This is a genomic window from Cellulomonas sp. NPDC057328 (assembly GCF_042667215.1).
Classification (GTDB): domain Bacteria; phylum Actinomycetota; class Actinomycetes; order Actinomycetales; family Cellulomonadaceae; genus Cellulomonas.
In genome coordinates this window covers 1-11,197 of the sequence record NZ_JBHUZW010000126.1, presented here as the reverse complement: position 1 = coordinate 11,197, position 11,197 = coordinate 1, and the positions used below count along the sequence as shown (strand labels likewise).

Sequence of the window (11,197 nt, the reverse complement as noted above, 5' to 3'; positions counted from 1 at the left end):
GGCCCCCCGGGGGCCAGACTCACACCCTGATGTAAACGGCCCGCGCCTCCCGTCTACCGCCGCGCGGGCCGGGGGCGGGGGTCCCCCCCACCCCCCCGGCCCCGCACGCGTCAGCCCCATCTCCCGGAGGACCCCGCCATGGCCACCACCACGCAGCCGCGCACCCAGCGCCGACTGCCCGACGCCCCGCGCGAGCCGCGCCGGCTCGGCTTCAGCCAGAAGCTCAGCCGCTGGGACGTCAAGGTCTCGCCCTACCTGTACATCTCGCCGTTCTTCCTGCTGTTCGCCCTGACGGGTCTCTTCCCCCTGCTGTACACCGCCTACGTGTCGGTCTTCGACTGGCACCTGCTCGGCGGCAAGGGCGAGTTCGTCGGGTTCGACAACTTCGCGTTCGTCTTCCAGGAGCCCAACTTCTGGAAGGGCCTGCGCAACACCTTCAGCATCTTCGCGCTGTCGACGATCCCCCAGCTGCTGGTGGCGATCGTGCTGGCGGCGCTCCTGGACGCGAACCTGCGGGCGCGCACCTTCTGGCGCATGGGCGTGCTGGTGCCCTACGTGGTGGCCCCGGTCGCCGTGTCCCTCCTCTTCGGCAAGATCTTCGCGGACCAGTCGGGCCTGGCGAACGCTGTCCTCGGCCTTGTGGGCATCGAGCCCATCCGCTGGCACGGTGAGGTCGTCCCGAGCCACGTCGCCATCGCGACGATGGTCAACTTCCGCTGGATCGGCTACAACACGCTGATCCTGCTCGCGGCCATGCAGGCCGTGCCGCGCGACCTCTACGAGGCCGCCGTCATCGACGGCGCGACGCGTGCGCGCCAGTTCTTCTCGATCACGATCCCGTCGATCCGCCCGACGATCATCTTCGTCGTCATCACGTCGACGATCGGTGGCCTGCAGATCTTCGACGAGCCGCGCATGTTCGACCAGCAGGGTCAGGGCGGCGCCGGCCGTCAGTGGATGACCGTGACGATGTACATCTACGAGCTGGCCTTCGGCAACCAGAAGAGCTTCGGCCGAGCCGCCGCCGTGGCGTGGGTGCTGTTCCTCATCATCCTCGCGTTCGGCCTGCTCAACTTCTGGCTGACCCGGCGCATCGCGTCCGACTCGGCCCCCCGTGCACGAAAGAAGGTCACGCGATGAGCGCCCCCAGCGCACCCTTCGTCCGGCAGACCGCCGGCGCGAGCGCCGCCCGGTACGCCAAGCGGACCCGAGGGGCCGGCTCGGACCGCCGTCCGGGCTGGCTCACGTACACGCTGCTGGGCCTCGCGATCGTCGTCTCGGTCCTGCCGCTGTACTACGCGTTCCTGCTCGCGAGCTCGGACGCGCAGACCATCGCGCAGAACCCGATCCCGTCGCCGGTCCCGCAGGGCAACTTCTTCGAGAACGTCAGCCGGGTCCTGAGCGCCGACATCAACTTCTGGAAGGCGCTCTGGAACTCGGTCGTCGTGGCCGTGGTGACCTCCGTGTCCGTGGTGCTGTTCTCCACGCTCGCCGGGTTCTCCTTCTCGAAGCTGCGCTTCAAGGGCCGCAACGGCCTGCTGCTGTTCGTCATCGCGACGACGGCCGTGCCGACCCAGCTCGGCGTCATCCCGCTGTTCATCGTGATGGCCGAGCTCGGCTGGATCGGCAAGCTGGTCGCCGTCATCGTGCCGGGCCTCGTCACCGCCTTCGGCGTGTTCTGGATGACGCAGTACCTGCAGAGCGCGCTCCCCTACGAGCTGATCGAGGCGGCCCGTGTCGACGGCGCCAGCATGATCCGCACGTTCTGGAGCATCGCGCTGCCCGCCGCCCGCCCGGCGGCGGTCATGCTCGGGCTCTTCACGTTCGTCGCGTCCTGGACGAACTTCTTCTGGCCGTTCATCGTCCTGGGGAACACGAACCCGACGCTGCCCGTGGCGCTGCAGCTGCTGCAGGCGTCCTACTTCAAGGACATGTCCCTGATCATGGCGGGCGTCGTGCTCTCCACGATCCCGCTGCTCCTGCTGTTCATCGCCGCAGGCCGGCAGCTGGTCGCGGGCATCATGGCCGGCGCCGTCAAGGGCTGACCCACTCCCCCACCGGGTCGGGCGTGCGCCGCGCGTGCGCCCGACCCGGTGGTCGTCCCCGGCGGTAACCTCGCGTGTGCGGGGGCGCACAGGGCCGGAGCACGTCCACGCTGCCACGGAGCAGCCACAGGAGGAGACCAACGGTGGTCGAGAACGTCCCGACGCGCGCGGAGCAGGTACGCCCCGCCGCGCCGACACTGGAGCAGGTGGCCGAGCGCGCCGGCGTGTCACGCTCCACCGCCTCCCGTGCCATCAACGGCGGCCTACGGGTGTCGCCCGAGGCCCTCTCCGCCGTCGAGGCCGCGGTCGCGGACCTCGGGTACACCCCGAACCGCGCGGCCCGCTCGCTCGTCACGCGGCGCACCGACTCCATCGCGCTCGTGGTGCCCGAGCCCGACGAGCGCGTCCTCTCGGACCCCTTCTTCGCCGGCACCCTCAACGGGCTGAGCACCTCGCTCGCCGACTCGGACATCCAGGTCGTCCTCGTCATCGCCCGACCGGGCGAGAGCGAGCGGACCATCCGCTACCTGCGCAACGGGCACGTCGACGGCGCGATCGTGGTCTCCCACCACCGCGACGACGAGCTCGACCGCGCGCTCCTCGCCTCCCGGGTGCCGAACGTCTTCGTCGGGCGCCCGCTGTCGGCGCCGGACGAGGACGTCCAGTACGTCGACACCGACAACACCGAGGGCGGGCGCATCGCGACCCAGCACCTCCTCGACCGGGGCCGCCGGCGCATCGGGACCATCGCGGGCCCGCAGGACATGTCCGCCGGCATCGACCGCCTCGCGGGGTGGCGCCTCGCCATGGACGCGTCCGGCCTCGACCAGTCCGCCGTCGTGCACGGCGACTTCACCATCACGTCCGGCGCACGCGCCGCGCGCGAGCTGCTCGAGCGGCACCCCGACGTCGACGGCATCTTCATCGCGTCCGACCTCATGGCCGCCGGCGCCATGGGCGTCCTCGCGGAGCTCGGCCGTGACGTGCCCGGCGACGTCGCCGTCGTCGGCTACGACAACTCGGGCGTCGCGGCGTCCACCAACCCGCCGCTGACGAGCGTGATCCAGCCGGTCGTCGCGATGGCCCGCGCCGCCGGCGCCCGCCTGCTCGACCAGCTGCACGGCGCGCCGCACGAGGACCCGCTCATCTTCGACCCCGAGCTGGTGGTGCGGGAGTCCTCCTGAGCGGAGGCACCTCCGTCGGGACGACGTATCGCCACGGACCGGCACCGTCGCTCCCGACCGCGGGACCGTGCCTCGCAGCCGGGTCCCGCGTCCCAGTCGGCGCGAGGCGTGACCAGAGTCGTGCCGTGGCTTGACAGGCTGACGTCCGATTCGCGAAGGTGGAGCCCGGCGCCGCCCGACGACGTGCGGCGCCGCTCCACACCTCGCGTCGACGTCCACGCGCGGGGCCGACGAGAGGAGCCCCGTGCGCGGCACCCCCTCCCCCGCCCGGCACGACGCCGCCCGGCACGACGCCCCGCGGCACGCTGCCGCGGTGTCGCACCGCCGCCCCGGCACGAGCGCCCTCGCCGCGGTCGTGGTCGGCCTGCTGGCGGGTGTCCTCACCGCCGTGGTCGCGGCACCGGCCCTGGCCGTCGCCCCCGTGCCGGTCGACCGCGGCGCGGGCCTGCCCGCCGCGCCCGCGCGCCCTGGGCTCCCCGTGCCCGGCGAGGGCGTCGAGCCCCTCGCCACGATCGAGGACGAGGAGGACTGGTGCTCGTACCTGTCCTCGTACTACCTGGCGTCCCCGTCGCCGTGGTCGGCCCGGGTGTACAACTGCCAGCACCGCTCGATGTTCGTGGCGCCGGTGTTCTCCGACGGGTCGGCCGGCATGTGCGTGCTGGTGCCCGCGCGGCACAGCCGCCACCTGGGCGGCAACGTCGCCCGGTGGGTCACCGACATCCGCGTCTGCTGACCTGCCCTGCCCGCACGGGCGTGCCAGGGTAGGTGACATGGATCACCCCTCCACCCCCGGGGCGACGACGCCCTCGCACGCCGCGGCGCGACCCGCCGCCGACCACGCCGACCCCGTGCCCACCGAGGCCGCACGCCCGACGACCGACCGCGACCCCGGCCCCGCCGGCGCGGTCGACACCAGCCCCCTCGCGACCGCCCAGAGCCAGCTCGCCCGCGCCGTCGACATCCTCGGCTACGACGCCGGCCTGCACGCCATGCTCGCCACCCCGCGCCGCGAGATGCGCGTGGCCGTGCCGCTGCGGCGCGACGACGGCCGCACCGAGGTCTTCACCGGCTACCGCGTGCAGCACAACATCTCCCGCGGCCCCGGCAAGGGCGGGCTGCGGTACGCGGCGGGCGTCGACCTCGACGAGGTCCGCGCGCTCGCGATGTGGATGACCTGGAAGTGCGCCGTCGTCGACGTGCCGTACGGCGGCGCGAAGGGCGGCGTGACGATCGACCCGCACGCCCACTCGCGCGCCGAGCTCGAGCGCGTCACGCGCCGGTACACCAGCGAGATCATGCCGATCATCGGGCCGGAGCGGGACATCATGGCGCCCGACATCGGCACCGACGAGCAGACCATGGCGTGGGTCATGGACACGTACTCGGTCAACCGGGGCTTCACGATCCCCGCGGTGACGACCGGCAAGCCGCTGGCGGTCGGCGGGTCGCTCGGGCGGGCGACCGCGACGTCGCAGGGCGTCGTGCACACCGCGCGCGCGGCGCTGGCCCGGGACGGCGTGCACCTGCGCGAGGTCACCGCCGCCGTGCAGGGGTTCGGCAAGGTCGGCTCCCACGCCGCGCGACTGCTGCACGAGGCGGGCGCCCGCGTGCTCGCGGTCAGCGACGCGCACGGCGGCGTCCACCGCGGCGACGGGCTCGACCTGCCGGCCCTCCTCGCGCACGTGGCGCGCACGGGCACGGTCGTCGGCTTCGCGGACGCGGACCCGATCGACAACCACGGCCTGCTGACGCTCGACGTGGACCTGCTCGTGCCGGCCGCGGTCGAGGGGGTCCTCGACGGTGACACGGCCGGTCAGGTCAAGGCGCGCTGGGTGGTCGAGGGCGCCAACGGGCCGACGACGAGCGAGGGCGACCGCGTCCTCACGGAGCGCGGCGTCGTCGTGGTGCCGGACATCCTCGCGAACGCGGGCGGCGTCGTCGTCAGCTACTTCGAGTGGGTGCAGGCGAACCAGGCGTACTGGTGGACCGCGCAGGAGATCGACGAGCGCCTCGAGCAGCAGATGCTCGCCAGCCACGACGCGGTGGCCTCCCTCGCGCGCGCCGAGGGCATCACGCTGCGGGACGCCGCGCTGACGATCGGCGTGCAGCGGGTGGCCGAGGCCCACCAGATCCGCGGGCTCTACCCCTGACGTCCCGCGCCGCCGGCGTCCTGCGCCCCCGAGGTCCTGCGCCGTCGCGCCGGCCGCACCCGGTGAACCGACCGCGGCACGGTCACCCGAGCACGTGCGGGCCGTCCTGCGGGTCGGGCTCGGGCTCGGCCGGCGCGGCGGACCGCACGAGCCGCGCCACGCGGCCGGCGGGCGTGCGCACCTCGACGTCGTCGCCGTCCGCCCGGACCGCTCCGCCGTCGGCGAGCACCGCCGTGACGGCCTGCTCGGTGGCCGTGGGCCCGGGCGGCCCGGCCATCATCGTCTGCACGACGGGTCCCAGGTCGAGCCGGCCGTCGGTGACCCGCCACGTCCCGCGGACGTGGTTGACGCCGGCGTAGCCGTAGACCTGCCCGTCGCCCTCGAAGGTCAGCCACGGCGGTCCCTCGATGCCGTCCTCGAGCGCCTCGCCGTCCACCTCGGTGACGCGCCACGTGCCGTGCAGCCACGTCGCGTCGCCGTCGGCCACGCCGTCGGGCGCCACGCCGTCGGGCGCCTCCGCCGTCGCACCCTCGGCCACGTCGTCGGCCGCCGGCCCGTCCGTCCGCTCGTCGTCGCGCATGCCCCGATGATGGCACCGGCCGCGCGACGGCGCCCGGCCCGGACGCCCGGGCGCCGGTGACGCGCCGTGGTGGGGCGCCGTGGTCGGGTGCCGGACCGGTGGGCGGGCGCTGCCGTCAGGCGCGCGGCAGCCGCTCCGCCCACTCCTCGAGCGTCACGCGGGGGCCCGTGTAGAACGGCACCTCCTCGCGCACGTGCAGCCGCGCCTCCGTGTTCCGCAGCTCGCGCATGAGGTCGACGATGCGGTGCAGCTCGCCCGCCTCGAACGCCAGCAGCCACTCGTAGTCGCCGAGCGCGAACGACGACACGGTGTTGGCCCGCACGTCGGGGTAGTCGCGGGCCGCATGGCCGTGCTCGACGAGCATGCGCCGACGGTCCGTCTCGGGCAGGACGTACCAGTCGTACGACCGCACGAACGGGTAGATGCACAGGTAGTCCCCGGCGGGCTCGCCCGCGAGGAACGCCGGCACGTGGGCACGGTTGAACTCCGCGGGGCGGTGCAGCCCGACGACGGACCACACCGGGCGCAGGTGCGCACCGAGCGCGCTCGCACGCAGCCGCCGGTACGCGGCCTGGACCTGCTCGACCGTCTCGGCGTGCCACCAGACCATGAGGTCCGCGTCGGCCCGCAGCCCGCCCACGTCGTACCAGCCGCGCACGACGAGCCCGGCGTCCTGCCCGACGGCGTCCTGCGCGTCGGTGACGAGCGCGCGCCGCTGCGCGTCGTCCGCGGGCAGCGCGCCCTGCGTCGCGAACACCGACCACATCGTGTAGCGGATCGTCGCGTTGAGGGCGTCGTGGTCGGTGGGGGCGTGCGTGGTCACGGGGTGTCCTCGTCCGTCGGTGCGGGTCTGGCGTGGGGCGTCGTGGTGCCGGGCGGCGGTGCACCGCCGCCTGGGCTCACGACCAGGGGTCGGTCGAGCAGGCCGCGGGGATGCCGGAGTCGACGCCGGCGCGCTGGCGGCAGCAGCCCGGCACGCACACCGAGCGGAACGGCGGCAGGGCGCCGACCGTCGCCTCGGCCGGTCGCTCCGCGCCCGCGTCGAGCGACCGCTGCACGGCGGCCCGCTCGAGGAGCAGGTCGACGAGCCCGCGGACGAACGGCTCGCGCGTGCCGACCGAGTCGGCGCGGACGGCCGCCATGCCGAGCTCCTGCGCCGTCTCCAGCGCCTCGGTGTCGAGGTCGAACGCGACCTCCATGTGGTCGGACACGAACCCGATGGGCGACAGCACGACCGACGTCGTCCCCGCGGCGTGCAGCGCCTCGAGGTGGTCGTTGACGTCGGGCTCGAGCCACGGCTGGCTCGGCGGGCCGGAGCGCGAGCAGTACGCGAGGTCCCACTCGACGGCGCGCCCGAGCCGCTCGGCGGCGGCCGCGACGACGCTGCGCGCCACGTCGAGGTGCTGCTCGGCGTACGACGCGCCGGCGACGACGGACGCCTCCTCCATCGTGTCGGGGATGGAGTGCGTGACGAAGACGAGGCGCGGCCACTGCGCGTCCGGGTGCTCGGCCTGCAGGCGCCCGTACGCCTCGACGACCGCGTCGACGTTGGCGGCGACGAAGCCGGGGTGGTTGAAGTACGAGCGCACCTTGTCGACGGCGAGCGGGGCCCGGCCCTCGGTGGCCGCGTCCTGCGTGCCGAGGTCCTCGAGCGCCGCCCAGAGGTTCTCGCGGTACTGCCGGCACCCCGAGTAGGACGAGTACGCCGACGTCACGAGCGCCAGCACGCGCTGGGCGCCGAGGGCGCGCGCCTCCTCGAGCGCCTGCGTCGTGTACGGCTCCCAGTTGCGGTTGCCCCACAGCACCGGCGTCGTGAGCCCGCGCCGGTCGAGCTCGGCGCGCAGCGCCGCCTGGAGTGCGAGGTTCTGCTCGTTGATCGGGCTGCGGCCGCCGAAGTGGTGGTAGTGCTCGGCCACCTCGGCGAGGCGCTCGTCGGGGATGTTCTTGCCGGCGGTGACGTTGCGCAGGAACGGCAGCACGTCGTCGGGACCGTTCGGCCCGCCGAACGAGAAGAGGAGCACCGCGTCGTACGGGGCGAGCCCGTCGACGTCGGGCCGCACGGCGGCGGTCGGGTCGGTCACGGGAGGCGTCACGGGGGGCACCTCCCGATCATCGCACCGCGTCCCGACGGCGCTCGCGCCGAGCGGCACCGGTGCGGACGTGACGTTGTCGCGACGTCGCGTCACCTTCCGTCGGCACCGTGTCCGTGACCTGCACGGGCGCCGGGCGGCGCGCGCGGGGCCGCCGCCGCCGCGTCACCCGTCCGGGTGCTCCGAGGTGCGACGGGGCGCCGCGACCCCTAGCGTCGGCTCGCGGGGCGGCGATCTTCCCGCGCCGCCGGACCGACGAACCCGACGGACCCGGAGCCTTCGATGACGGTCGAGCAGCCGTGAGCAGGACCGGACGGCACGCGGTGCCGGAGCTCGCGCACCGCTACGTGCTCGGCGACCCCCTCGGCCAGGGCGGCTCGGCACAGGTGTTCCGTGCGCGGGACAGCCGGCTCGACCGGCCGGTGGCGGTCAAGATCTTCCGCCTGGACGGCGCGAGCCCGGTGCAAGTGCGGCGCTACGCCCACGAGGCGCGCGTGCTGGCCGACCTGTCCCACCCGTCGCTCGTCGCCCTCCTCGACGTGGGCGCCGACGTGCTGCCGGAGATCGGGCCCGTCGCCTTCCTCGTGATGGAGCTCGTCGAGGGACGCACGCTCCGCCACGTGCTCGGGGACGGCCCCCTCGAGCCGGCGACCACGGCCGACGTCGGCCGCCAGCTGGCGAACGCCCTCGCGCACGCGCACGCCGCGGGCGTCGTGCACCGCGACGTGAAGCCGTCGAACGTGCTCGTCGCCGACGAGCGCGCGGCGACCGGCCGTCGTGACGCGCCGACCCTGCCGGTGGTGCTCGCCGACTTCGGCATCGCGGCGACCGCGACCGAGCAGGGCAGCACCGAGGCCGGACGGATCGGCACGGACGACCGCGCCACGGCCGGCTACCAGAGCCCCGAGCAGGCCCTCGGCGAGCGTGTCGGCCCGGCGAGCGACGTGTACTCCCTCGGGCTGCTGCTGCTGGAGTGCCTGACGGGCGAGCGCGCGTACCCGGGGGACCCGCTCACGGCGGGTCTCGCCCGGCTGCTCCGCGTGCCCGACGTGCCGGAGGACCTCGACGCGGACTGGCGCCGGCTGCTGCGGGCCATGACCCGGTCGGCGCCCGACCAGCGGCCGGCGATGGCCGCGGTCGCGGCCGAGCTGCGCTCCCTGCGCGGCGGCGTGCTCCGCGCCTCCTGACCGCGCCGCGAGGGCGCGTCAGCCCGCGAGGGGCGCGCGGTCGGCGGCCGGCGCCAGGGCCGGTGCGGGGGCCGGGACCCTTGCGAGCGCCTCGGCGACCTCCCCCGCCCACGCGGCCACCGCGGCCATGTCGCGGTGGTCCCCCTCGCGGGCGCGGCCGCCGGCGATGACGGCGCGCTCGGCGAACGACAGGACGGCCCGGTCGAGCCGCCCGCGGAAGCTGCGGTGCCCCCGCGCGCCGACCCGCTCGACGAGCGCGCGGATCTCGAGCGGCGAGTTGGCCGCGTTCGCGGGCTGCGTCGCGAGGCCCGAGGAGAACAGCCAGACCGGGCGTGCCGCGAGCCCGTCGGCGCACCGCCGTGCCATCTCGCGCGCGGCGGGCAGCCAGTGCGCCGTGTACACGGCGGAGCCGAGGAGGACCGCGTCGTAGGCGTCGACGTCGTCGACGTCCTCGGGGGCCCGCTGCTCGATGTCGTGGCCGTGCGCGCGCAGCACGTCCGCGACCACCGCGCCGATCTCCCAGGTCCCGTGGTGCCGGGAGGCCACCGCCAGCAGGATCCGCATCGCCCCTCCTCCGCCGTCGTGCCGCGGGGCGTCCGCCCGCTCGACCATCGTCCGGCGCGACGTCGCGGCCGGCGTGGGTCGGAGGTCCCCGTCGCGGTTCAGCCGGCGGCGGCGTCGACCGCCGGGTCGCCGGCGGGCGCGGGGTCCGGCAGGGCCGCCTGCGCGAGGCGGAGCTTGTCGCACAGGTGCTGCAGCGTCGTGAGCTCGTCGGCGTCGAGCGCGCCGCCGACGAGCGCGTGGATCGAGCGCACGTGCCGGCGCCCGATCTCCCGCTGGCGGGCCGCGCCCGCGTCGGTGAGGTGGACCGCGGTGCCGCGCCGGTCGCCCTCGACGGGTCCGCGGCGCACCAGGCCGGTCTCCTCCAGCCGCTCGACGAGGCGGGACAGGCTCGGCTGGGTGAGCAGGCTGCCCGCCGCGAGCTCCCGCAGGCGCAGGGCCCGGCCGGGCGCCCGCGCGAGCGTGAAGAGCACGTCGTACTCACGCATGCTCAGGCCGCCCCACACGTCGTCGCGCGCGAACCGGCGCAGCAGCGTCACCTGCGCGCGGAACAGCGCCTCCCACGCCTCCGCCGACGCCCGGACCGCGCCGGGGTCGGGAGTGACGTCCAGGGGGCCGTCCCGGTCGTCCTCCACCATCACCGGCTCACCTCTCGCGGGCCGTGCGCCCGTCGCACGCTCGTCGTCGCACCTCGACGAGGACGCATCATGTCACCCACGCCACCGGCGGACGGCGCCGTCGCGGCCCGCGCGCGTCTAGCCTGGGGCGATGAGCGACGCGGCCCCCACGGGCACGACCTACCTGCTGGTGGACGGCGAGAACATCGACGCCACCCTCGGCTCCTCGATCCTCGGCGGGCGCCCCACGCCGGAGCAGCGACCGCGCTGGGAGCGCGTGCTGACGTTCGCGCAGCAGACGTGGGGCCAGCCGGTGAAGGCGCTGTTCTTCCTCAACGCCTCGAACGGCTCGCTGCCGATGTCGTTCGTGCAGGCGCTGACGGCCATCGGCTTCGTGCCGATCCCCCTGGCCGGCGAGTCGTACGAGAAGGTCGTCGACATCGGCATCAAGCGCACGCTGCAGGCGCTGGCCGCGCGCGAGGGCGACGTGCTGCTGGCCAGCCACGACGGCGACTTCGCGCCCGAGGTCGAGGAGCTCGTCGACGCCGGGCGGAACGTCGGCCTGCTGGCGTTCCGGGAGTTCACGAGCCAGCAGCTCGCGACGCTGACCGCCCGCGGCCTGCGCACGTTCGATCTCGAGGCGGACGTCGCGGCGTTCAACGTGCAGCTGCCGCGCCTGCGGATCATCCCGCTCGAGGAGTTCGACCCGCTGCGCTACCTCTGACGCACCGCCCCGGCCCGCGGGCCGACGGACGAGCGCCCGGCCGCCCCTCGCGGGGAGGC

At 74.9% G+C, this 11,197-nt stretch carries 12 protein-coding genes; 7 read left to right on the top strand and 5 right to left on the bottom strand.

The window, feature by feature from the left end:
• Window positions 1-138 precede the first annotated feature (138 nt).
• The 5 genes from ACFUMH_RS16685 to ACFUMH_RS16665 all read left to right on the top strand — a co-directional run bounded on the left by ACFUMH_RS16685 (window position 139) and on the right by ACFUMH_RS16665 (window position 5,379).
• Window positions 139-1,140, top strand: a complete 1,002-nt coding sequence (locus ACFUMH_RS16685; protein WP_378208175.1) for a carbohydrate ABC transporter permease — start codon at window positions 139-141, stop codon at window positions 1,138-1,140.
• On the top strand, window positions 1,137-2,045 hold the full coding sequence (locus tag ACFUMH_RS16680; RefSeq protein ID WP_378208171.1) for a carbohydrate ABC transporter permease: 909 nt from the start codon (window positions 1,137-1,139) through the stop codon (window positions 2,043-2,045). The genes ACFUMH_RS16685 and ACFUMH_RS16680 overlap by 4 nt, the downstream gene beginning before the upstream one ends.
• A 143-nt stretch (window positions 2,046-2,188) precedes the next feature.
• On the top strand, window positions 2,189-3,229 hold the full coding sequence (locus tag ACFUMH_RS16675) for a LacI family DNA-binding transcriptional regulator (protein ID WP_378208167.1): 1,041 nt from the start codon (window positions 2,189-2,191) through the stop codon (window positions 3,227-3,229).
• A gap of 244 nt (window positions 3,230-3,473) precedes the next feature.
• Window positions 3,474-3,962, top strand: a complete 489-nt coding sequence (locus ACFUMH_RS16670; RefSeq protein WP_378208163.1) for a hypothetical protein — start codon at window positions 3,474-3,476, stop codon at window positions 3,960-3,962.
• Window positions 3,963-3,999: 37 nt separating this feature from the next.
• On the top strand, window positions 4,000-5,379 hold the full coding sequence (locus ACFUMH_RS16665) for a Glu/Leu/Phe/Val dehydrogenase (protein ID WP_378208160.1): 1,380 nt from the start codon (window positions 4,000-4,002) through the stop codon (window positions 5,377-5,379).
• Between the two features lie 82 nt (window positions 5,380-5,461).
• On the opposite strand, the gene ACFUMH_RS16660 is transcribed toward ACFUMH_RS16665, so the two are convergent.
• The 3 genes from ACFUMH_RS16660 to ACFUMH_RS16650 all read right to left on the bottom strand — a co-directional run bounded on the left by ACFUMH_RS16660 (window position 5,462) and on the right by ACFUMH_RS16650 (window position 8,052).
• Window positions 5,462-5,959: an META domain-containing protein gene (locus tag ACFUMH_RS16660; protein WP_378208157.1), complete on the bottom strand. Its 498-nt coding sequence runs from the start codon at window positions 5,957-5,959 to the stop codon at window positions 5,462-5,464.
• 115 nt (window positions 5,960-6,074) lie between these two features.
• Window positions 6,075-6,782, bottom strand: coding sequence for a hydrogen peroxide-dependent heme synthase (gene hemQ, locus ACFUMH_RS16655; protein ID WP_378208154.1), 708 nt, complete (start codon window positions 6,780-6,782; stop codon window positions 6,075-6,077).
• A gap of 76 nt (window positions 6,783-6,858) precedes the next feature.
• Window positions 6,859-8,052: a ferrochelatase gene (locus ACFUMH_RS16650; protein WP_378208152.1), complete on the bottom strand. Its 1,194-nt coding sequence runs from the start codon at window positions 8,050-8,052 to the stop codon at window positions 6,859-6,861.
• A 296-nt stretch (window positions 8,053-8,348) separates the two neighbouring features.
• Between ACFUMH_RS16650 and ACFUMH_RS16645 the strand changes: the two genes are divergently transcribed.
• Window positions 8,349-9,236, top strand: a complete 888-nt coding sequence (locus ACFUMH_RS16645; RefSeq protein ID WP_378208149.1) for a serine/threonine-protein kinase — start codon at window positions 8,349-8,351, stop codon at window positions 9,234-9,236.
• An 18-nt stretch (window positions 9,237-9,254) separates the two neighbouring features.
• Here the strand turns inward: ACFUMH_RS16645 and ACFUMH_RS16640 are convergent, their stop codons facing one another.
• Together ACFUMH_RS16640 and ACFUMH_RS16635 are read right to left on the bottom strand one after the other, a co-directional pair.
• The gene (locus ACFUMH_RS16640; protein ID WP_378208145.1) at window positions 9,255-9,800 is read right to left on the bottom strand and encodes a flavodoxin domain-containing protein; all 546 of its coding nucleotides are present in this window, start codon (window positions 9,798-9,800) and stop codon (window positions 9,255-9,257) included.
• 98 nt (window positions 9,801-9,898) lie between these two features.
• Window positions 9,899-10,435, bottom strand: a complete 537-nt coding sequence (locus ACFUMH_RS16635; protein ID WP_378208142.1) for a MarR family winged helix-turn-helix transcriptional regulator — start codon at window positions 10,433-10,435, stop codon at window positions 9,899-9,901.
• A gap of 130 nt (window positions 10,436-10,565) precedes the next feature.
• On the opposite strand from ACFUMH_RS16635, the gene ACFUMH_RS16630 reads away from it, so the two are divergent.
• On the top strand, window positions 10,566-11,138 hold the full coding sequence (locus ACFUMH_RS16630) for an NYN domain-containing protein (RefSeq protein ID WP_378208139.1): 573 nt from the start codon (window positions 10,566-10,568) through the stop codon (window positions 11,136-11,138).
• Window positions 11,139-11,197 lie beyond the last annotated feature (59 nt).